18 protein-coding genes, 5 pseudogenes and 1 other annotated feature are annotated in these 21274 nt (G+C 74.3%); of the genes and pseudogenes, 21 read left to right on the forward strand and 2 right to left on the reverse strand.

Going from position 1 to position 21274, the window contains the following annotated elements; translation table 11 throughout:
* Nucleotides 1-19 precede the first annotated feature (19 nt).
* From HK417_RS16805 to HK417_RS16860, 13 genes are all read left to right on the forward strand, one after another.
* Complete coding sequence (locus HK417_RS16805; RefSeq protein WP_308123653.1) at nucleotides 20-3442, forward strand: Rne/Rng family ribonuclease; 3423 nt, start codon at nucleotides 20-22, stop codon at nucleotides 3440-3442.
* 271 nt (nucleotides 3443-3713) lie between these two features.
* On the forward strand, nucleotides 3714-4025 hold the full coding sequence (gene rplU / locus HK417_RS16810) for a 50S ribosomal protein L21 (RefSeq protein ID WP_222268539.1): 312 nt from the start codon (nucleotides 3714-3716) through the stop codon (nucleotides 4023-4025).
* Nucleotides 4026-4032: 7 nt separating this feature from the next.
* On the forward strand, nucleotides 4033-4299 hold the full coding sequence (gene rpmA, locus HK417_RS16815; protein WP_222268542.1) for a 50S ribosomal protein L27: 267 nt from the start codon (nucleotides 4033-4035) through the stop codon (nucleotides 4297-4299).
* Nucleotides 4300-4415: 116 nt separating this feature from the next.
* Nucleotides 4416-5909, forward strand: a complete 1494-nt coding sequence (gene obgE / locus HK417_RS16820; RefSeq protein ID WP_222268544.1) for a GTPase ObgE — start codon at nucleotides 4416-4418, stop codon at nucleotides 5907-5909.
* Nucleotides 5906-7027, forward strand: a complete 1122-nt coding sequence (gene proB, locus HK417_RS16825; RefSeq protein WP_222268546.1) for a glutamate 5-kinase — start codon at nucleotides 5906-5908, stop codon at nucleotides 7025-7027. The genes obgE and proB overlap by 4 nt, the downstream gene beginning before the upstream one ends.
* Nucleotides 7028-7121: 94 nt before the next feature.
* A complete protein-coding gene (def, locus tag HK417_RS16830) occupies nucleotides 7122-7601 on the forward strand; it encodes a peptide deformylase (RefSeq protein WP_222268548.1) in 480 nt (159 codons plus the stop codon).
* A gap of 68 nt (nucleotides 7602-7669) precedes the next feature.
* Complete coding sequence (locus HK417_RS16835) at nucleotides 7670-8251, forward strand: GNAT family N-acetyltransferase (protein ID WP_308123654.1); 582 nt, start codon at nucleotides 7670-7672, stop codon at nucleotides 8249-8251.
* Between the two features lie 25 nt (nucleotides 8252-8276).
* A complete protein-coding gene (locus HK417_RS16840) occupies nucleotides 8277-9527 on the forward strand; it encodes a glutamate-5-semialdehyde dehydrogenase (RefSeq protein ID WP_222268552.1) in 1251 nt (416 codons plus the stop codon).
* Nucleotides 9527-9655, forward strand: a complete 129-nt coding sequence (locus HK417_RS25560) for a hypothetical protein (protein WP_261327056.1) — start codon at nucleotides 9527-9529, stop codon at nucleotides 9653-9655. The genes HK417_RS16840 and HK417_RS25560 overlap by 1 nt, the downstream gene beginning before the upstream one ends.
* Before the next feature lie 93 nt (nucleotides 9656-9748).
* Nucleotides 9749-10501 (forward strand): nicotinate-nucleotide adenylyltransferase, encoded by a 753-nt coding sequence (gene nadD / locus HK417_RS16845; RefSeq protein WP_308123655.1) that lies wholly within the window; start codon nucleotides 9749-9751, stop codon nucleotides 10499-10501.
* Nucleotides 10498-11004, forward strand: a complete 507-nt coding sequence (gene rsfS / locus HK417_RS16850) for a ribosome silencing factor (RefSeq protein WP_261327057.1) — start codon at nucleotides 10498-10500, stop codon at nucleotides 11002-11004. Before nadD ends, rsfS begins: the two co-directional genes overlap by 4 nt.
* Nucleotides 11001-11753 (forward strand): histidine phosphatase family protein, encoded by a 753-nt coding sequence (locus HK417_RS16855; protein WP_222268554.1) that lies wholly within the window; start codon nucleotides 11001-11003, stop codon nucleotides 11751-11753. The genes rsfS and HK417_RS16855 overlap by 4 nt, the downstream gene beginning before the upstream one ends.
* Before the next feature lie 73 nt (nucleotides 11754-11826).
* Nucleotides 11827-12705: a DegV family protein gene (locus tag HK417_RS16860; RefSeq protein ID WP_222268556.1), complete on the forward strand. Its 879-nt coding sequence runs from the start codon at nucleotides 11827-11829 to the stop codon at nucleotides 12703-12705.
* A 149-nt stretch (nucleotides 12706-12854) separates the two neighbouring features.
* On the opposite strand, the pseudogene HK417_RS16865 reads toward HK417_RS16860, so the two are convergent.
* A pseudogene (locus tag HK417_RS16865) lies at nucleotides 12855-13078 on the reverse strand (IS1380 family transposase); the annotation flags it as partial.
* Between the two features lie 217 nt (nucleotides 13079-13295).
* Nucleotides 13296-13763 (reverse strand): peptidoglycan-binding domain-containing protein, encoded by a 468-nt coding sequence (locus tag HK417_RS16870; RefSeq protein ID WP_222268557.1) that lies wholly within the window; start codon nucleotides 13761-13763, stop codon nucleotides 13296-13298.
* Between the two features lie 579 nt (nucleotides 13764-14342).
* On the opposite strand from HK417_RS16870, the pseudogene HK417_RS25565 reads away from it, so the two are divergent.
* The 8 genes and pseudogenes from HK417_RS25565 to HK417_RS25580 form a co-directional block, all read left to right on the forward strand.
* Nucleotides 14343-14626: pseudogene (locus tag HK417_RS25565) on the forward strand (IS3 family transposase); the annotation flags it as partial.
* Nucleotides 14492-14623, forward strand: a sequence feature (AL1L pseudoknot). Its footprint overlaps the pseudogene before it by 132 nt.
* A 609-nt stretch (nucleotides 14627-15235) precedes the next feature.
* Entirely contained in the window at nucleotides 15236-16834 is a 1599-nt protein-coding gene (locus HK417_RS16875) for a hypothetical protein (RefSeq protein ID WP_222268559.1), read from the forward strand.
* Between the two features lie 420 nt (nucleotides 16835-17254).
* Nucleotides 17255-17332 (forward strand): annotated as a pseudogene (locus HK417_RS26965) (hypothetical protein); the annotation flags it as partial.
* A gap of 17 nt (nucleotides 17333-17349) precedes the next feature.
* A complete protein-coding gene (locus tag HK417_RS25570; RefSeq protein ID WP_261327060.1) occupies nucleotides 17350-17511 on the forward strand; it encodes a hypothetical protein in 162 nt (53 codons plus the stop codon).
* A pseudogene (locus HK417_RS26970) lies at nucleotides 17508-17756 on the forward strand (transposase); the annotation flags it as partial. The gene HK417_RS25570 and the pseudogene HK417_RS26970, both read left to right, overlap by 4 nt.
* 14 nt (nucleotides 17757-17770) lie before the next feature.
* The gene (locus tag HK417_RS25575; protein ID WP_261327061.1) at nucleotides 17771-17899 is read left to right on the forward strand and encodes a hypothetical protein; all 129 of its coding nucleotides are present in this window, start codon (nucleotides 17771-17773) and stop codon (nucleotides 17897-17899) included.
* Nucleotides 17900-18134: 235 nt separating this feature from the next.
* Complete coding sequence (locus HK417_RS16890; protein WP_222268564.1) at nucleotides 18135-18977, forward strand: ComEA family DNA-binding protein; 843 nt, start codon at nucleotides 18135-18137, stop codon at nucleotides 18975-18977.
* 725 nt (nucleotides 18978-19702) lie between these two features.
* Nucleotides 19703-21070 (forward strand): annotated as a pseudogene (locus HK417_RS25580) (ComEC/Rec2 family competence protein); the annotation flags it as partial.
* Nucleotides 21071-21274 lie beyond the last annotated feature (204 nt).

A 21274-nucleotide genomic window follows, 5' to 3' on the forward strand; every position in this document is an offset into this window, starting at 1 on the left:
GGCACCACGTCTGCCAGCCGTGGCGCATCCCCTGATCTCCGCACCACCAGCACCACCCCGCACCACCAGCACGCTGCACCACCGGGCTCCAGCCGCACCGGCCGGGGCGCGACCAGACTTCGCGGGGCCGGGCCGCCGCAACCGCTGCGGCCGCCGCCCCGCCCAACCCGCGTTCCTGCGCGGCCGCCAGTCGGAGACGATCGGCGCCCGGGAGCGCACAGGAGGCGAGCCCTTCGTGGCCGACCGCATCGACGAGAACGACAGCACGACCGAGCCGACGGCAGCCGACCCGTCGCCCCACGGAACCAAGGAGCCGGGCGCGCCGGACCTCAGCGCCCCGCCGGAGGAGACGCCCGAGCCGCCGGCCGAGACGCCCCAGCCGCCGGCCGAGACGCCCCCGCCGCCGGCCGAGGACGAGACGCCCGACGACGTCGCCGGCATCGACCCGGCCGCCGCCGACGAGGCGGACGCAGAGGAGCCGGCCGAGGCCGTCGCCGAGCCCGAGCCGGCCGCCGAGCCCGAGCCGGCTGCCGAGCCCGCCGCTGAACCCACGCCCGACCCCGAGCCCGAGGGCCCGCGGTTCGGCGCCCAGTTCAGCTCGCCCGAGCCCACCACCGTGACCGCGCGGCCGCGCCGCCGGGCCACCCGCCCGGCGCTGTCCGCGGACCCCGAGTCCGTCGCCCCGCCGGCCGCCGTCCCGCCGCCGGTGGTGCCCGCGTTCGTCACCTTCGTCGCGCCCGAGCCGGAGGTCGCCGCGCCGCGCCGGCGCAGCCGCCGCCCGCAGGCGGAGTCGCCCACCGAGGCCGACGCGCCCGCCTCCGCGACCGAGGAGCGGGACACCGCCGCCCCGCCGCCCCGCCGCTCGCGCAACCGCCGCCGCGAGGCCGTCGAGGCCGTGGAGGCCGAGGACGGCGTGGCCACGGCCGAGGACACCGGCGCCGTGGTGGCCGCCGTCGACCTCGACGACGTGGACGTCGACACCGACGTCGACGAGCAGGACCTCGAGGACCGCGACACCGAGGACGGCGGGGGTGCCGGCAGCCGCCGTCGCCGCCGCGGCCGCCGGGGTCGCGGCCGCGGCCGGTCCGGCGACGACGGCGCCGAGGGCGACGAGGACGCTTCGGACGCCGTCCCGGTCGAGGGCGCCGAGGACGAGGAGCCCGCGGACACCGCGGACACCGAGGACGCCGAGGAGGGCGACGACGCCGAGGCCGGCGCCGGCTCGACCACCCGCCGCCGCCGCCGCCGGCGGCGCCGGGGGACCAGCGTCGAGGGCGCGGTCGACGAGCCCGTCGAGGACGCCGACGACCGGCCCGAGCGGGCCGGCCGGAACGGCCGCGTCAGCAGCGACGACGACGTCCGCGGCGTCGCCGGGTCCACCCGGCTGGAGGCCAAGCGGCAGCGCCGCCGGGAGGGCCGGGACGGCGGCCGTCGCCGCGCCCCGATCCTCAGCGAGTCGGAGTTCCTCGCCCGCCGGGAGGCCGTCGACCGGGCGATGGTGATCCGCCAGCAGGGCGAGCGCACCCAGATCGCCGTCCTCGAGGATGACGTGCTGGTCGAGCACTACGTGACCCAGGCGCAGGCCACCTCGTTCGCCGGCAACGTGTACCTGGGCCGGGTGCAGAACGTGCTGCCCAGCATGGAGGCGGCGTTCGTCGACATCGGCAAGGGCCGCAACGCCGTCCTCTACGCCGGCGAGGTCAACTGGGACGCCGCCGGCCTGACCGGCAAGCAGCGCTCCATCGAGCAGGCGCTCAAGAGCGGCGACAAGGTCCTGGTGCAGGTCACCAAGGACCCGATCGGCCACAAGGGCGCCCGGCTCACCCAGCAGATCAACCTGCCCGGCCGGTTCCTCGTCTACGTGCCCGGCGGCTCGATGACCGGCATCAGCCGCAAGCTCCCGGACAAGGAGCGCACCCGGCTCAAGGACGTCCTCAAGAAGATCGTCCCCGACGACGCCGGCGTGATCATCCGGACCGCCGCGGAGGGCGCCTCGGAGGAGGAGCTCACCCGCGACGTGGCCCGGCTGCAGGCGCAGTGGGAGGTCATCCAGACCAGGGCCGCCTCGACCAGCAACGCCCCGACGCTGCTCTACGGCGAGCCGGACCTCGCGATCCGGGTCATCCGCGACGTCTTCAACGAGGACTTCAAGCGGCTGGTCGTGCAGGGTGACGACGCCTGGGACACCGTCGAGGCCTACGTCGCCCACGTGTCCCCGGAGCTGTCCGAGCGGCTGCAGCGCTACACCGGTACCGGCGACGTCTTCCGCGACCTGCGGATCGACGAGCAGCTGGCCAAGGCGCTGGACCGCAAGGTGTGGCTGCCCTCGGGCGGCTCGCTGGTCATCGACCGCACCGAGGCGATGACGGTCGTCGACGTCAACACCGGGAAGTTCACCGGCTCCGGCGGCAACCTCGAGCAGACCGTCACCCGGAACAACATCGAGGCCGCCGAGGAGATCGTCCGGCAGCTCCGGCTCCGAGACATCGGCGGGATCATCGTCATCGACTTCATCGACATGGTCCTGGAGAGCAACCGGGACCTCGTGCTGCGGCGGCTGACCGAGTGCCTCGGCCGGGACCGCACCAAGCACCAGGTCGCCGAGGTCACCTCCCTCGGGCTGGTGCAGATGACCCGCAAGCGGGTGGGCCAGGGCCTGCTGGAGGTCTTCTCCGAGCCCTGCGAGCACTGCCGCGGTCGCGGGGTGCTGGTGCACACCGATCCGGTCGACGAGAAGCGCCGCAGCTCCGGAGGCGGGAACGGCGGCGGCAACGGCCGCAGCCGCGACCAGGGCCGTGACGGGCGCGACGCGGGCAGGCCCGCTGACTCGGGTCGGGCCGTCGAGCCGGTCGTGGTCGTCGAGCCGGCCGCCGAGGCCGTCGCGTCCCCGGAGCAGCCCGGCGAGCCGACGGGCGAGGGGCGCAGCCGGCGCAACCGCGGCCGGCGTGGCCGTGGTCAGTCGGGTGAGGCCCGCGCGGCCGAGGACGCCGCCGCGCTCGCCGAGGTCGTGGCGGACGCGGAACCGGTGGACGACGCCGTCCCGGCGGAGGACACCGTGCCCGAGGAGACCGTGCCCGAGGAGACCGTGCCCGAGGACACCGTGCCCGAGGACACCGTGCCCGAGGAGGCCGCGCCCGAGGAGGCCGCGCCCGAGGAGGTCGCGGCCGAGCCGGTCGTGGCCGCCGTCGAGCCGGTGGCCGTCCTCGCGGAGGCCGAGCCGGTCACCGAGGCACCGACTCCGGACGGCCTGCTGGCCGCGCGGCTCGCCGAGGCGGCCGCGACGGGGACCAGCGCGGCTCCGGTGGCGGTCGAGCCGGCCGCGGAGCCGCCGGTAACCGTCGCTCCCCAGCCGGTGGCCGAGCCGGTCACCGGGGACGGGCCCGCGGTGGCCCGGCCGCGGCGGCGCCGGGCAGCGACCCGCCCGGCGGGTCCGCCGGCGTAGCAGGACGCGGGCCCCCGCTTCGGGTTCACACCGGTGACCCAGCAAGAAGGACCCCTCCTCCCCGCCCCTCGCACGGTCGGGGCGGGCCCCTGGAGGGGGCCGCAAGACCGCGTTCGACCTGCATGCGCAGGCTCGGGTACGCTGGTCGGGTCGCTGCGCCACGGGCAGTGCACCAACCGGTGCCGCCTGGGAGGCGCGGGCGGCCCGTCCAGCACTCGGCCCCGTGCCGGTCGTGCGCGCAGGACACAGGTATTCGATCGAGGAGTCAGTGGTGTACGCAGTCGTCAAGGCCGGTGGAACGCAGCACAAGGTGGGTGTCGGTGACACTCTCACCGTCAACCGCCTCGCCGGTGAGGCCGGTGACACGATCACCCTGCCGGCCCTCCTGCTGGTCGACGGCGACACCGTCACCACCGACGCGCAGGCGCTGGCCGGTGTCACGGTGACCGGCGAGATCGTCGAGCACGGCAAGGGCCCGAAGATCAAGATCCACAAGTACAAGAACAAGACCGGCTACCACAAGCGGCAGGGGCACCGTCAGCCCCTGACCAGCGTCGTGGTCCGCGACATCACGAAGGGCTGACGACGACATGGCACACAAGAAGGGCGCCTCGTCCTCCCGCAACGGCCGCGACTCCAACGCGCAGCGCCTGGGCGTCAAGCGCTTCGGTGGGCAGGTCGTCAAGGCCGGCGAGATCATCGTGCGCCAGCGCGGCACCCACTTCCACCCGGGTCTGGGCGTCGGCCGGGGCAAGGACGACACGCTGTTCGCCCTCGCGCCGGGTGCGGTGACCTTCGGTCAGCGCCGTGGCCGTCGGGTCGTCTCCATCGAGGCCGTCGAGACCGCCTCGGTCTGAAGACCCAGCACCACCTGAGCACCATGGGGGTGGCGGCGCCGATCCGGCGCCGCCACCCCTTGCACTTGTCCAGAGATCGCCACATCCACAGGCAGTAACGCAGAGAGGCGGCGACCATGGCCGCTTTCGTCGACCGTGTGACGGTCCACGTGGCCGCGGGCAACGGCGGGCACGGGGTCAGCTCCGTCCACCGCGAGAAGTTCAAGCCGCTCGGCGGTCCCGACGGGGGCAACGGCGGCGACGGCGGGGACATCGTCCTCGAGGTCGACCCGGGGGTGCACACCCTCCTCGACTTCCACCACTCACCGCACCAGCGGGCCGGCAACGGCAAGCCGGGGGCCGGCAGCAACCGCAGCGGTGCCCGGGGCGAGGAGAAGGTGCTGCGCGTCCCGGACGGGACCGTCGTGAGCGTCGACGGCGAGGTCGTCGTGGACCTCGTCGGCGTCGGCACCCGGGTCGTGCTGGCCCGGGGCGGCAAGGGCGGTCTGGGGAACGCGGCGCTGGCGAACGCCCGTCGCAAGGCCCCCGGCTTCGCCCTGCTCGGTGAGCCCGGTGAGTCCTTCGACGCCGTGCTCGAGCTCAAGAGCATCGCCGACGTCGGCCTGGTCGGGTACCCGTCGGCCGGGAAGTCCTCCCTGGTCGCCGCGATGTCCGCGGCCCGGCCCAAGATCGCCGACTACCCGTTCACCACGCTGGTCCCGCAGCTGGGTGTGGTTCGGGCCGGCGACGTCACCTACACGATCGCCGACGTCCCCGGCCTGATCCCCGGGGCCGCGACCGGCAAGGGCCTGGGCCTGCAGTTCCTCCGGCACGTCGAGCGCTGCGCCGTGCTGGTGCACATGGTCGACATGGCCACCATCGAGCCCGGCCGTGACCCGGAGAGCGACATCGAGGCGCTGGAGCACGAACTGCGCCAGTACGGCGGCGAGGAGCTCGACCTGGTGGGCCGGCTGCGCGTCGCCGTCCTCAACAAGATCGACGTCCCGGACGCCCGTGAGCTCGTCGACCTGGTCCGCACCTCGCTGGAGGAGCGCGGCCTGCAGGTCTTCCCGGTCAGCGTCGCCACCGGCGAGGGCCTGCCGGCGCTCAGCTACGCGCTCGCCCGCGAGGTGGAGGCCTTCCGGGCCACCCTGCCCCCGCCGGAGCCCGCGCGGGTCACCGTCACCCCGCGCGCGGTGGACGACAGCGGGTTCACCGTCGAGCCCGACCCGCGCACCGACGGCTGGGTGGTGCGTGGCCGCAAGCCCGAGCGGTGGGTCGTGCAGACCGACTTCACCAACGACGAGGCCGTGGGCTTCCTCGCCGACCGGCTCAACCGGCTCGGCGTGGAGGAGGAGCTGGCCAAGGCCGGCGCCGTCCCCGGCGACGCGGTCACCATCGGCGAGGTCACCTTCGACTGGGAGCCGACCCTGCCGGCCGGCACGCTCAGCGTCGAGGAGGTGGCCGGGCTGGGCGGGCGCGGCACCGACCTGCGCCTGGAGACCAACACCCGGGCCAGGGCCGACGAGCGGCTCGCGGCCAAGCGGGCGCGGCGGGTGCCCTACGAGCTCGCCGAGGACGACGGCTCCATCGACCAGGACCTGCTCGGCGATCCCGACGAGGACCGGTGAGCACCCGGCCGGAGATCGCCGGGGCGCAGCGGGTCGTCGTCAAGGTCGGCTCCTCGTCACTGACCACGCTGCCCGGCGGGCTGGACGGCGAGCGGCTGCGCTCCCTCGTCGACGTCCTCGCGGCGCTGCGGATCGCCGGCCGCGAGGTCGTCCTGGTCTCGTCCGGGGCCATCGCGGCGGGCCTCGCGCCGCTGGGCATCGAGGCCCGGCCGCGGGACCTGGCGACCGCGCAGGCGGCGGCCAGCGTCGGGCAGTTGCGGCTGGTGCAGACCTACGCCGACGCGTTCGCCACACACGGCATCACCGTCGGCCAGGTGCTGCTCACCGCCGACGACCTGACCCGGCGCGGCCACTACCGCAACGCCCGGCAGACCGTCGAGCGGCTGCTGGCCCTCGGGGTGCTGCCGATCGTGAACGAGAACGACACGGTCGCCACCGAGGAGATCCGCTTCGGCGACAACGACCGGCTCGCCGCGCTGGTGGCGCACCTGGCGGTCGCCGACGCGCTGGTGCTGCTCTCCGACGTCGACGGCGTCTACGACGGGGACCCGCGCTCGGGCCCCGCGCGGCTGGTGGAGACCGTGCGCGGCCGCGCGGACCTGGCGAGCGTCGCCCTCGGCACGGCCAGCCGCAACGGCGTGGGCACCGGCGGGATGGCCACCAAGGTCGAGGCTGCGTTCATCGCCTCCGCGGCCGGGGTGCCAGTCGTCGTCACCTCGACGCCGCAGGCCGCCGCCGCGCTCGCGGGGGAGCGGGTCGGGACGCTGTTCGCGGCGTCGGGCCGCCGTCCCTCGGCGCGGCAGTTCTGGCTCCGGTACGCCAGCCGGCCCCGGGGCCGGGTGCTGCTCGACGAGGGGGCGGTCCGCGCCGTGCGCGAGCGGCACGCCTCGCTGCTGGCCGCGGGCATCACCGGGGTCAGCGGGGACTTCCTGGCCGACGACCCGGTGGAGCTGGTCGGCCCGGACGGCGTCGTCGTCGCCCGCGGCCTGGTCGCGTACGACGCCCGGGAGATGCCGGACCTGCTGGGCCGCAAGACCGGCGAGCTGGCCCCGGAGCACCGCCGCGAGGTGGTGCACCGGGACGAGATGGTGCTGGTGAGCCGCCGAGTCGTCGGTTGACACCGCCGGGAGCATCGCAGCGAGCGCCAGCGAGCGGGGAGCGGACCGGGGGTGGAGGACGACCCGTGTCATGGTGGGCTGAGAGACTGCACCGGTGAGCGTTCGCCCCATCCGCGAGATCGGTGATCCCGTCCTCCGCACGCCCGCCGACCCGGTGCGCGCCTTCGACAAGGACCTGGCCGCGCTGGTGCGCGACCTGGAGGAGACGGTCGACCACCCCGGCCGGGCCGGGCTCGCCGCGCCCCAGATCGGCGTGGGCCTGCGGGTGTTCTCCTACAACGTCGACGGCGTGATCGGGCACCTGGTCAACCCGGTGATCACCGAGCGCTCCGAGGAGACGCAGGACGACGACGAGGGGTGCCTGTCCATCCCCGGCCTCTACGCGCCCACCGTCCGGGCGATGCACTGCGTGGCCGAGGGCTTCGACGCGCACGGGGCGCCGCTGCGCCTGGAGGGCGCCGGGCTGCTGGCCCGCTGCCTGCAGCACGAGGTCGACCACCTCGACGGCAAGCTGTTCGTCGACCGGCTGACCGGGGACGCCCGCAAGCGGGTGCTCCGGGCGCTGCGCAGCTGATGAAGGACCCCGGTGCCCCCCACGACTCGCACGCTCGCCGCGGGCCCCTGCACCGGGGCCTCGAGCCGGTGACCCTGGCCGGTTCGCTCGTCGTCCTCGAGCCGCTGTCCGCCGACTCGGTCGACGAGCTGGTCGGTGCGGCGTCGGACGGCCGGCTGTGGGAGCTCTGGTACACCTCCGTGCCGACGCCGGAGGGGATGGCGGCCGACGTCGCCGCCAAGCTCGCCGCCCGGGACGCCGGGACGATGCTGCCGTTCCTCGTCCGCCGCACCGCCGACGGGACGGCGGTCGGCGTGACCACCTACTGCAACGTCGAGCCCGAGGTGCCGCGGCTGGAGATCGGCTACACCTGGACCGCCGCCTCGGCGCAGCGCAGCGGGGTCAACGCGGAGAGCAAGCTGCTGCTGCTCACCCACGCCTTCGAGGTGCTCGGCTGCATCGCGGTGGAGTTCCGCACGCACTGGCACAACCTGCAGTCCCGGACGGCGATCGCCCGGCTCGGCGCCAAGCAGGACGGCGTGCTGCGCAACCACCGGCGTCAGCCGGACGGCTCGCTGCGGGACACCGTGGTCTTCTCGGTCCTCGACACCGAGTGGCCCGCCGTGCGCAACGGCCTGCGCCACCGCCTCGCCCGGCACGCCGTCTCCTGACCGGGGCGCCGCGTAACCTCGACGCGTGTCCGAGGCCGACTTCCCGCTGATCGGGGCCGCCGCCCACCGCGCCCGTGAGGCCGCCCGCGTGCTCCGCACCCTGCCCACCGCGACCAAGGACGCCGCGCTCGCCGCGATGGCCGACGCGCTGCTGGAGCGGGCCGACGAGGTGCTCGCGGCCAACACCGCCGACGTCGAGGCCGCGGCCGCGGCCGGGACGCCGTCCTCGCTGCTGGACCGGCTCCGCCTCGACCGCACCCGGCTGGCCTCGGTGGCCGACGCGCTGCGCCAGCTGATCGCTCTGCCGGACCCGGTGGGCGACGTCGTCCGCGGGTCCCGGCTGCCCAACGGCCTGCAGCTGCGGCAGGTGCGCGTGCCGCTCGGCGTGGTGGGCATCGTCTACGAGGCCCGCCCGAACGTGACCGTCGACGCCGCCGGGCTGTGCCTGAAGAGCGGCAACGCGGCGCTGCTGCGCGGGTCCGCGTCGGCGCACCGCACCAACGCCGCGCTGGTCGCCGTCCTCACCGAGGCCGCGGAGAAGGCCGGCCTGCCGTCCGGGTCGGTCGCCCTGCTGCCCGCCGACCGGGCGTCGGTGGGGGAGTTGCTGAACGCGCGCGGCCTGGTGGACGTCGTCATCCCGCGCGGGGGCGCCTCGCTGATCCAGCGCGTGGTCCGCGAGTCGACGGTGCCGGTGATCGAGACCGGCGTGGGCAACTGCCATGTGTACGTCGACGCCTCGGCCGACCCGGCGATGGCCGAGGCGATCGTGCTCAACTCCAAGACCCACCGGGTGAGCGTCTGCAACTCCGCGGAGACGCTGCTCGTGCACCGCGACGTGCCCTTCCTGCCGCGGCTGCTGGCGGCGCTGACCAACGCCGGGGTGACCCTGCACGGGGACGACGCGGCCCGCGCGGCGCACGACGCCGTGGTGCCCGCCACCGACGAGGACTGGGCGACCGAGTACCTGTCGCTGGACATGGCGGTGCGGGTGGTCGCCGACCTGCCGGCCGCACTGGACCACATCGCGCGGTGGGGGAGTGGGCACTCCGAGGCGATCGTCGCCGACTCCGCGCGTGCGATCGCCGACTTCACCGCCGGGGTGGACGCGGCCGCCGTCCTGGTCAACGCCTCCACCCGGTTCACCGACGGCGGCGAGTTCGGGTTCGGCGCGGAGATCGGCATCTCCACCCAGAAGCTGCACGCCCGCGGCCCGCTGGGGCTGCCCGAGCTCACCTCCACCACGTACGTCGTCACCGGGACCGGGCACACCCGCTGATGTCGCGCACGCCGACGCACCCAGGGTGGGGGACCGGTGACTCGGCGGCGGACCGCTACCGGGAGGTCGTCCCGGTGGTCGAGGCCCGCACCGCGGCGCAGCTGGCGGACTTCGTCACCACGCTCTGACGGCCGGGCGGACTCCCCGCCGGGAGCGCCGTCCCGGTCTGCGACCGGCGGTCGCCTCGGCGGCCGGCACCGGCACCGGGCTAGGCTCGATCGGTGGCAGCACGTCGACTGGGAGTGATGGGCGGGACGTTCGACCCCGTCCACCACGGGCACCTCGTGGCCGCCAGCGAGGTCGCCGGGCTCTTCGGCCTCGACGAGGTCGTGTTCGTCCCGACCGGCCAGCCGTGGCAGAAGTCCGACCGCGGGGTGAGCCCGGCCGAGGACCGCTATCTGATGACGGTCATCGCGACCGCCTCCAACCCGCGGTTCTCGGTGAGCCGGGTGGACGTCGACCGGCGCGGCCCGACGTACACCATCGACACCCTCAGCGACCTGCACCGCGAGCACCCGGACGCGGAGCTGTTCTTCATCACCGGCGCCGACGCGCTGGCCCAGATCATGAGCTGGCGGGACACCGACCAGCTGTTCCAGCTCGCCCACTTCGTGGGGGTGACCCGCCCGGGCTACCACCTGGCCGACGCCGACCTGCCCGAGGGTGCCGTGAGCCTGGTCGAGGTGCCGGCGCTGGCCATCAGCTCCACGGACTGCCGTGAGCGCGTGCACCGCGGGATGCCGGTCTGGTACCTCGTCCCCGACGGGGTCGTGCAGTACATCGAGAAGCGCGGCCTCTACCGCGGCGACCGTACGGTGGTACGCACCCGCGAGGGTCACCACCCCCCCCGGCCCGACGGCTCCCGCCCCGAGGCGGGACCACCCACGGACGGGCAGCCGGACAAGCCGACGCTGCCCGACCACCCAGCCCCCGGGGACACGACGTCCCCCGATCTGCAGGAGATGCCCCGATGACCGCCTCGGCCGAGGCCCGAGAGACCGCGCTGATCGCCGCGCAGGCCGCCGCGGACAAGCTGGCCACCGACGTCATGATCGTGGACGTCAGCGAGCGACTGGCGATCACCGATGCCTTCGTGCTCGCGTCCGCACCCAACGAGCGCCAGGTGCAGTCCATCGTCGACGAGGTCGAGGAGCGGCTGCGCGAGCACGGCGCCAAGCCGGTGCGCCGGGAGGGCGTCGCCGAGTCCCGCTGGGTGCTGCTGGACTTCGTCGACATCGTCGTCCACGTGCAGCACGCGGAGGAGCGCGCCTACTACGCCCTCGAGCGGCTGTGGAAGGACTGCCCGGTGATCCCGTTCGTCGACCGCTCGCTGCCCGGCGGAGCGGCCGGCACGGCCGGTGGGGACGGCGCGCCGGAGGCGGCCGGTCCCGCCGACGGTCCCGCGCCGGCGGGGGACACCTCCCCGGCCGCAGCTGGCCAGCAGCCCGACGCGGAGACCGACGAGACCCACCGGTGACCGACCCGCTGTCCGCCCCGCCGGTGCGTCGCCTGCTCGTCTGGCGGCACGGCCGCACCGAGTGGAACGCGACGGGACGGTTCCAGGGCCAGCTGGACCCGCCGCTGGACGCCGAGGGACGCGCCCAGGCGGCACGGACCGCTCCGCACCTCGCCGCAGCCCTGCACGGCACGGAGGCGGTGCTGGTCTCCAGCGACCTGCAGCGCGCCGTGGACACGGCGGCGACGCTCGCTCCGCTGCTGGACGTCGAGCTGAGGGTGGACGAGCGCCTGCGGGAGCACGGGCTGGGCTGCTGGGAGGGGCTGACCCGGGACGAGGTGGCCGAGCGGCTCCCCGACCAGTTCGCCGACTGGCAGGCCGGACGGCCGGTGCCCGGTCGCGGGGGAGAGGCGCAGGCCGACGTCGCGGCGCGCGCCCTGGCCGCGGTGGCGGACCTGCCGCCGGTGGCCACGGCGGTCCTGGTGACCCACGGCGGCACGGCCGGGCGGCTGCTCGAGGCGCTGCTCGGTCTGGGCCCGGAGCACCGGCGGGTCTTCGGCCCGCTGGGCAACTGCCACTGGAGCGAGCTGGCGTTCCACTCGTCGGGCTGGCGGCTGATGCGGCACAACCTCGCGGTGCCGGCACCGGGACGGGTCGAGGGACTGCGGGACCACGGCCGCTCGGGCACCGACGTCCCGGACGTCGCCCGCGCCGGGGCGAGCCCGGAGGAGGGAGCGCCGGCTCCCGCACAGGACGCCGACGCCGTCTGACCCCGCCGCGCCCCCGTACCCAGCGGCGCGGGGCGCCCTCCGGGCCACCCGGCCAGCGGGTTAGCCTCCGGCCATGTCCGTCGCCGTGGTCACCGACTCCACGGCCTATCTGCCCCCTGACCTGGTCGAGGGGCTGGGCATCGAGGTGGTGCCGCTGTACGTGGGGCTCGCCGGCCGGTCGGGCCGCGAGGGCACCGACGTCACCCCCGACGAGGTGGCCCGGGCGCTGAGCACGCGCGGCGGCCACGTCTCCACCTCCCGGCCGACGCCCGGTGACTTCGTCGCCGCGTACCGGCGGCTGCTCGGCTCCGGGGCCGACCGAATCGTCTCCATCCACCTGTCCGCCGAGCTGTCCGGCACCCACGACGCGGCGAGGCTGGCCGCGGCGCAGGTCGGCGAGCACCTGGTGACCGTCCTGGACTCCCGCTCGGCGGCGATGGGCAACGGCTTCGCCGTGCTCGCCGCGGCCCGCGCGGCGGCCGCCGGGCAGCCGGCCGAGGCGGTGGCGGCGGTCGCGCGGACCACCGCGGCGGCGACCCGCACATTTTTCGTCGTCGACACCCTCGAGCACCTGCGCCGCGGCGGGCGGATCGGCTCGGCCGCCGCGCTGCTGGGCAGCGCGCTGTCGGTGAAGCCGCTGCTGCACGTCGCGGACGGGCGGGTCGTCGCGCTGGAGAAGGTCCGCACGTCGAGCCGGGCGTTGCACCGGCTGGTCCAGCGGGCCGCCGAGGTGGCCGGGGACCGGCCCGTGGCGGTGGCGGTGCACCACCTCGCCGCGCCCGAGCGGGCCGCCCGGCTCGCCGAGCAGCTCCGTGCGCGACTGCCTCAGCTGGTCGAGCTGCACGTGAGCGAGCTGGGCGCCGCGGTCGGTGCGCACGTGGGGCCGGGCGCCGTGGGCCTGGTGGTCGACCCCACCGGGCGGGAGCACGGCGAGGAGACGCAGCAGGCCTGAACGCGGAGCCGGAGTCACCCGTCCACCGTGGCCGGTCCGGGAGCGCCGGTGCGTCCCGTCGTCCACAGCTACGGCGGTCGTCCACAACCTCGCGCCGGCCGGCCGGGCGTCCCCAGCTCGGCGGGCGATGATCCTGCGGGCTGGAGGATGTGCTGCGGCAGGGTGGCCAGGCCGGTGTCCTTCGCGGCGCGGGTGCGGTCCTCGGCGCGGGCCCGGCGGCGGTGCCGCAGCTCAAGGTCGACCAGCTGGCCGCGGGTGGCGTTGGTGACGAAGGCGGTGATGCGCATGTCTTCAACGTCGGTGATCCGCAGCTTTGAGCCGGGTGCGGCGTTTCTCCGCACGATCAGCCGCATCCCGGCGGCCAGCCCGAGAGGGTCGAACAGCGTCTGCCGCTGTCGGGACCAGATCACCGACCGACTGGTGGGTGCGCATGAGCACCTTGACGGGCTCTGCCGCGTCGGAGTCCCCGGTCACCGGACGATGATGGGACCGGTCCAGTCAAATCAGCTCGGCTAGCACGCGCGCCACCCCGGTCGCTCTACGCGCTGAGGCGCCGTGACGTTTCGCGGTAGCCGGCCACCTGGCGGGTGTCAGCTCCAGAGTGCAGTCCAAGTCTTGGGACCGACGATTCCGTCAACGACTAACGGATTGCCGTCGAAGTCGACAAAGTCTCCCTGGAAGGCTCTGACCGCAGCTTCAGTGAGCGGGCCGAAATCACCGTCCACCGGACCGGGATCGTACGGGGGGTATCCGAAACTCTTGAGTATGTCTTGCAGGAGCCTCACCCCGTTGCCATGCGAGCCACTCCGCACCGTTTCAGGCGCTAGTCTGAACCAAGTCTGCGGGCCTACGATGCCGTCGACAGTCAAAGGGAACGAGAACGCGTAGAACTCCCCGACCCCCCGATCCAATTGGTACCTGATAACTCTGTTTCTGGTCACAGGACCGAAGATTCCGTCGTCGGTGCCGGGAGGGAGGTAGTACCGGAATATGAGTTGCCTCTGCGCCTTCTTCACCGCTTCGCCCGTCGAACCCAGTTTGATGATCGGATCAGCCATGACACGCTCCTCCTGTAGTTCGGGCATCAAACGCTCGATTTGGCCCGTTGATGGAGCCCAAGATAGTTGGGTGGGCGTCACAAGAGCGTCACTGCTCTGTCACATCGACCGTGGGGACTGGGGCGGCGTCGAGGCACCTCAGTCGGGGCAGTGTCGCGGATACCCGAGCCGTCCGGGCGGCTGCAAAGCGCAACGAGGCGCTCCATATGTCCGCCCGGACCGCGATACGTCGTCCTACGTGGACGCGGGGTTCGTCTCGGCGGCGGCCCTTGGAGGACCTCCTCCAAGAAGTCGTCGTGAACAGCCGTTCTAGCTTCTCATCGAGTTGTTGCCGCGCCCGGTCGGTGGTGGGCATGTTGAGGGCAGCCCGCGTCAGCGGAAGCTCCGTGGCGGGAAATCATGAACCGTCCTAGATCTGAGGCTCTGATCCCGCAGGGGAGACTGAGACCGTGCCAGCACCACGCAAGTACGGCGAGGAGACGCCCGCCCGAGCCGTGCAGATGTACGAGGAGCGCATTCGCGATCTGGTGAGTCGAAGCTGACCGCACGCCGTGCGGTGGAGCGGTGCTGGACATCAACCCGGCCACGCTGCGCAACTGGGTGGAGCGGGAAGAGGTCGACACCGGTGTCCGTTCCCGGCGTGAGCAGCGAGACATCCGACCAGTTCAAGGCGCTGCGCCGGGAGGTGGCGCAGCTGCGCCGGGCGAATGAGATCCTCACGACCGCCTCGGCGATGTCGCTCAGGCGGAGCTCGACCGCCGACTCAAGTAGTCGTCGACTACATCGACGCGGACAAGGACCGCTTCGAGGGCGAGCCGATCTTCCGCGTGCTCACCGAGCACGGGCTCGAGATCGCCCCAGCACCTCCTACGGGCGGGTCAGCGCCGCGGAGCTCGGCGAAGCCTACGCCGCCAACACCCTGGTGGACCTCGCCGGACCACGGCGGCCTCGGCGGCATACGCAAGCTCTGGCACGCCGTCCGCCGCGCCGGGCACCCGTAGGGCCGCGACCAGGTCGGCCGGCTGATGGGCCTCGGCTGGCTCGGCGAGATTCGGCGGCTGGGGCAGCCGGTCGATCGCCTGCCGCAGCGCCACGAGGAGGTGTCCGCGGCCTGCTCGGCGACCGCGTAGAGGTCGCACTCGCCGTCGCCCTCGCGAGCCGTGGACGCTGTCGGCGTGCTCATGGTCGCCGTGAAAACCCTCATCGTCGTGACGGCGCAGTGACGTATTCGTGACGGTCGGCAAGGAACGCTGCTCGGGCAGGTCTACCGAAGCCTGGTTGTCGCTCAGGAGGTACTGGCGTGAGTGCATCGCTCCCGGTTGCCGCCGAAACCCAGGCTCCCGGTCAGCACGCGCGAGTACGGCGGCCTGCGCGCACGGACGACTCCGGCGGCCCCCGGTCATGTGCGCACCGACAGCCGTGGGCAGCTCGGGTGAATCGGGGTTAGACGGCCCAGCGCTTGGGAGGTCGCGGTGAGTGAGGACCTTCGGCTGGAGATCGAGCCGGTCGAGGACCATGGATCAGCGTGGGCCGAGGCGGTGACCGAGGTTCTGCGACGGAACGCGGTGACGGCCGGCGACGACGTCCGCCTATTGCGCGTGCGGGTCGATGATCCGGAGGACAAGGACGGCCGCGGACAGGCAAGCGGGATGCTGGTCGCCGAGGCGTACGACTACACGACCGAGAACGCCGTCCGTGTCCAGGGGCCGGTACGCGCCCTGGAGGCAGGGGACCTCGAGTCCTTTCGGGTCGAGGGCTGGGCATATCAGCCCGCTCCATCCCAGGAGGAGTTGGACCTCGCGTTCGAGGCGGTGCGCAACGACGACCAGCTCCGTCCGCTGATCGAAGCGGAGGGGTTGCAGCCCTACGCGCCGATGCCGCCCGTGGCGGGGCCGGACCTGCAGGATGGGCGTAGCGAGCGGGTCCTGCCCGTCGGCCTGGTCGACCAACGCGGTATTACGCGACAGTTTGTCGGGGTGCGCCTGCGCGACCGGCTGATTGTGGCGGATCTGCCGGGGGTGCCGCGGCTCGAGGACCGGGCGTGTGAGCCCAGCCCGCCGTTCTTCGGCTGCCCGTTCACAGGGACGACGGGGCAGGTGTGGGTTTCGGTCTTTGTCGGTGCGACCAGGATCTGGCGGTTCCTGCTTGTGCGTCCTGCGGCGTCGTCGGGGACCAATGGATCCGGGGTGGAGCTGCGCTTCGTCGACTACCGCGACCACCGGGTGCTCTACCGGGCGCACGTGCCGATCCTCAATGTCGAGTACTTCGCGGAGGGCCAGCAGGCCGGCTGTGGTCCGACCTACCGGGATTGGCAGAACCAGGAGACGTGCTTCGACGCTCCCGACGGCTCGGATCCGGTACCAGGCATCCGGGTGTGTCCGACACCGGCACGGACCATCATCGAGTCCGGATCAGACGTAGGAAATTTCCGGGGAGCGGCCATCTACGTTGAGGGCACCGAGGTGGTCATCGTCAGCGAGCTGGCCGCCGGCTGGTACCGCTACATCAGCCAGTGGCGCCTCGCGGCCGACGGCACCATTCGACCGCGCTTTGGATTCGCCGCCGCGGCCAATACCTGCACCTGTCTGGGTCATCACCACCACGTTTACTGGCGGCTGGACCTAGATGTCGACGGCATCTCTCCCAATCGTGTGGAGGAGTTCAATAACCCACCGATCGTCGGCACCGGCAACTGGCACGTGAAGTCGTTCGAGATTCGGCGGGCTCGTGATCCAGGACGCCAGCGTCATTGGCGGGTCAGCAACCCCCAGACGGGTGCGTCGTACCTCATCGTGCCCGGATCCGCCGACGGCAACGCCACCGGGTACGGCGTCGGTGATCTCTGGGTGCTGCAGTATCGAGGAAACGAGATCGACGACGGGCAGCCGTTCACCACCGACCCCAATCTCTCCCGGGCCCGCATCGACAGCTTCGCGATCCCCGCCGAGCCGGTTACCGACCGAGACGTGGTGCTCTGGTACTCGGCCCACTTCCTCCACGACGAGGCCCACGGGCATCCCGGTGGGGGATACGTCGGCCCGGACCTCAGCCCAGAACGGTGGCCCGGCTGATACCCCCAGGACCTGGCTTCTCCCACGGCTGCGGGGGCGCGGCGAGGGACATAGGCATCACACGAGCCCCCGCGCGACGGCCCCTGCGATCCTTCGCGCACGTCGTCCACGCGGCCAATCCGTCTCTGCCGAGGAGCACGCTGACGTTCGCCTGTCGCCCGCAAGGTTGGAGGCGGCTGGACTTCTATATCCAGCCGACGTTGTCTGGCGCGAAGTCGCCCATCGTGCTGCGCCGCCAGGCCATCCTGCTCGCATCGCCGCGCAGTCGGGCAGGCCGTCAAATCCCGTCTTAGTACTGGATCGACACTTGTGTGTATCGCTGCAGGGTGAAGTGACCCCCGTCGGCCGAACACCCAGACTTGGCGCAAGCCAAGGAGGGAGGGCCGGTTGGGTCGACGGAGCAAGTAACCCGAGGAGTTCCGGCAGCGGGCTGTGCAGCAGGTGCTCGACAGCCGCCGCAGCGTCCGTGACGTGGCCGGCGAGCTTGGGGTCGATCACGAGACGCTGCAAACTGGGTGGCCGTCGAGCGCCGCCAGCGAGCCGACGGGCCTGCGGCGCTCAGCGCCGATGAGCGGCTGGAGCTGGTTCGGTTGCGGCGCAAGGTCGCCGAGCTGGAGCTCGAGCGGGAGGTCTTGAAAAGGGCCGCAATCTTCTTCGCCCGGGAGACGGGGCGGTGAGCCGCCGCCTGGTCTGCGAGTTCATCGCCGCGGAGACCAGCTACGGCGTGCGCCGTCTCTGCCGGGTGTTCGGCATCAGCCCGAACACCTTCTACGACTGGGCCAAGCGGGCCGGCGGCGCGACCACGACCGAGCTGGAAGCGGCCTCTGCGAGCGAGGCCGCCCGCGACGCATGTGCCGAGCACCGCCGGGTCTACGGCGCCCGCTGGCTGACCGCCGAGGTCCGCGACCGTGGGTACGCCTGGAACCGCAAGCGCGGGTGGTCAGCCTGGTCTCCCTGCTGGCCAACCTGCTCGCCGCGCCCGCGGTCGCCCCGGCGACCGTGTTCGAGCTGGTCACGACGCTGCTCTGCCCGGTCGCGCCGGAGCTGGCCGACCGAGCCACGTGACTCGCCGGCTGGCCGGTGAGCTGGCTGGTCGGCGTCGCCGAGCACGCGGCCGCCTTCTCGGATGCGGCGACGGGCTGACCGGCCGGGCGCGGGCGCGTCCTTTCCCCCCGTGGAGGCCGACCAGCTGTCCGGTCCTGGAGCGCCGGTGCGTCCCGTCGTCCACAGCCACGGCGGTCGTCCACAACCTCGCGCCGGCCGTGGCGCTGGCCGGCCGGGCGTCCCTAGCGTCCGGCAGGTGCGTTCCTCCGCCCGCCGCCGCGACGACGACGACGTCATCCGCGCCCGGCTGCGGGCGTTGCTGGCCGAGGGCCGACGCCCTCCCTCCGGATGGGTCCCGGATGACGAGGACGAGCCCGCGGAGGCCGGAGCTTGGCCGGACGACCCGGCGGAGACCGTGCCCGTTTCCCTCGAGGCGGCTCCGGAGCTGCCGACCCCCGCGGGGCTCGGGCGCCACCGGCTGCCGGGCCCGGCCGCCCGGCTGGACCCGGGGCGGCGCGGCGCCTGGTCGCTGTGGGCCGTTGCGGTGCTGGCCGCGCTCCTGGTCGCCGGATGGACCTGGACCGACCGGCCCGCCGTGGAGCGGGTGACCGGTGCCGGCGCCGTGGCGACCGGTGCGCCGTCAGCGACGTCGTCCGCGCCCCCGACCCCGTCGGCGTCCAACCCGGTCGTCGTGTCCGTCGTCGGTGCGGTCGCCGCACCCGGACTCGTCACCCTCCCGCCCGGAGCGCGGGTCGCCGATGCACTCGCCGCGGCCGGCGGGCTGCTGCCCGACGCGGACCCGGCCTCGGTCAACGCCGCCGCGGTGCTCATCGACGGCGAGCAGGTCGTGGTCGCCCGGCCGGGGGCGGTGCCGGTGACCGGGGGCGCCGGGCCGGCCGCGGGGGGACCGCTCGACCTGAACACGGCCACGGTCGCCGACCTGGACGCGCTGCCGGGGATCGGCCCGGTGCTGGCGCAGCGGATCGTCGACCACCGCACCGCCCAGGGCCCGTTCACCAGCGTCGAGCAGCTCGACGACGTGGACGGCATCGGTCCGGCGATCTACGCCGACCTGCAGGACCGGGTGACGGTCCGGTGACCTGGCCGCCGGGATCCCGCCGCCCCCCGCAGGTGCGGCGGGTACGCACCGACGCGCGCTGGGCCTGGGTCGACCTGCGCCTGCTGCCGGCGGCGGGGACCGTCTGGGTGGTCACGCTGCTCACGCCGCGCCTCGCGCCCGCGCTGAGCATAGCGGTGGGCGGCGGTGCGGCGGTCGCGGCCGCCGTCCTGCTGAGCCGGCGCACCAGCGGCGGTCGGGTCGCGCTGCTGGCCGGCTGCCTGGCGGCCCTCACCGTGTCCGCCGTGCTGGGCGGCGTCCGCGCCCAGCTCGACGGGTCCTCGCCGTTACGTCCCCTGGCCGCGCGTGACGCGGTGGTGCCGGTCGTGCTGCGGGTGGACGACGACCCCCGGCCGCTGTCGGGCGCCGGCGCGCCACGGGTGCTGGTGGCCGCGACGGTGCAGGAGGTCGACGGCGCGCCGATCCGCGAGGCGCGGGTGCTGCTGTTCGGGCCGGCGGACGCCTGGGCCGAGCTGCTCCCCGGGCAGGTGGTCCGGGTGCGCGCGGCCGTCCGACCCGCGGCGCCGGGGGACGAGGTCGTCGCCGTCCTGTCCGCCCGGGCGCCGCCGGTGCCCACCGGTGGGCCGGGAGCCCTGCAGCAGGCCGCCGGGACCCTGCGGGCCGGCCTCGCCGAGTCGTCGGCGCGCACGTTGCCGCCCCGCCCGGCCGGCCTGCTGCCCGGGCTGGTGGTCGGCGACACCCGGGCGATGGACGAGGTGCTGACCGACGAGTTCCGGCGGGCCGGGCTCTCACACCTGACCGCCGTGTCGGGGGCCAACGTGGCGATCGTCGTCGCGCTCGTGCTGTGGCCGCTGCGGGCGCGCGGCACCGACCGGCGGGTCCAGGCGGTGGTCGGGGTCCTCGGGATCGCGCTGTTCGTCGTGCTGGCCCGGCCGGGGGCGAGCGTGCTGCGCGCGGCGGCGATGGGCGGGGTCGGTCTCGTCGCGCTCGCCTCCGGGCGTTCCCGGACGGCGGTCCCCGCGCTCGCGGCGGCGGTCGTCGTGCTGCTCCTCGCCGAGCCCGGGCTGGCCCGCGACGGTGGTTTCGCCCTGTCGGTGGTGGCCACCGCGGCCATCGTGCTGCTGGCGCGGCCGTGGTCGCGGGGCCTGCGACGGCGCGGTGCGCCCCGCCTGCTGGCCGACGCGCTGGCGGTCAGCGCCGCCGCCGGTCTCGCGACCGCCCCGCTCGTGGCCGCCCTCTCCGGGGTGGTCAGCCTGGTCTCCCTGCCGGCCAACCTGCTCGCCGCGCCCGCGGTCGTCCCGGCGACCGTGTTCGGACTGGTCGCGACGCTGCTCTGCCCGGTCGCGCCGGAGCTGGCCGACGGGGCCACGTGGCTTGCCGGCTGGCCGGTGCGCTGGCTGGTCGGCGTCGCCGAGCACGCGGCCGCGGTCCCCGACGGGGCCGCCGGCTGGCCGGCCGGCGCGGCGGGAGCCGTCCTGCTCGCGGTGCTGCTGGCCGTCGGGGGCTGGGCGCTGTGGCGCTGGCCCCGGTCCCGGGCGCTCGCGCTGGCGGTGCTCGTGGGCGTCGTGGTCCTGGGCTGGCCGGTGCGGCAGGCCACCCGCGGGTGGCCGGTGTCCGGCTCGGTGGTGGTCGCGTGCGACGTCGGGCAGGGTGACGCGCTCGTGCTGCCGACCGGCGCGGGGACCGGGGTGCTGGTCGACGCCGGTCCCGACGGGCCCGCGGTCGACGCCTGCCTGACCCGGCTGGGCGTCGACGAGCTCCCCCTGGTGCTCCTGTCGCACCTCGACGCCGACCACGTGGCCGGGCTGGCGGGCGCGCTCACCGGCCGCCGGGTCGGCGAGGTGGCCACCGGCGCGCTCACGCCGACCGAAGACCGCCTGCCCGCGGTCACCGAGGTGATGGACCGGGTCGGTGCCCGGCACGTCGTGCTGGTCCCCGGCGACCGGCGCACCGTGGGCGGCGCGACCTTCGAGGTGCTCGCGCCTGATCCCGCCGCTGCGACTCCCGCCGCCGAGGCCAACGACCTCTCGCTGGTGGTGCGCGCCAGCCACCGCGGACTGCAGGTGCTGCTCACCGGCGATCTCGGGGCCGAGGCGGAGGCTCGCCTGGTGGCCGCGGGGACCGACCTCACCGCCGACGTGCTGAAGGTGCCGCACCACGGCAGCGCCGACGCCGACGCGGGGTTCCTGGCGGCCAGTCGCGCCCGGGTGGCCCTGGTGTCGGTCGGCGCGGACAACTCCTACGGGCACCCCGCCGACCGGCTGCTCGACCGGCTGGCCGCCGAGGGGATGCGCACCTACCGGACCGACCGGGACGGG

This window comes from Modestobacter marinus, assembly GCF_019799945.1.
Classification (GTDB): Bacteria; Actinomycetota; Actinomycetes; order Mycobacteriales; family Geodermatophilaceae; genus Modestobacter; species Modestobacter marinus_B.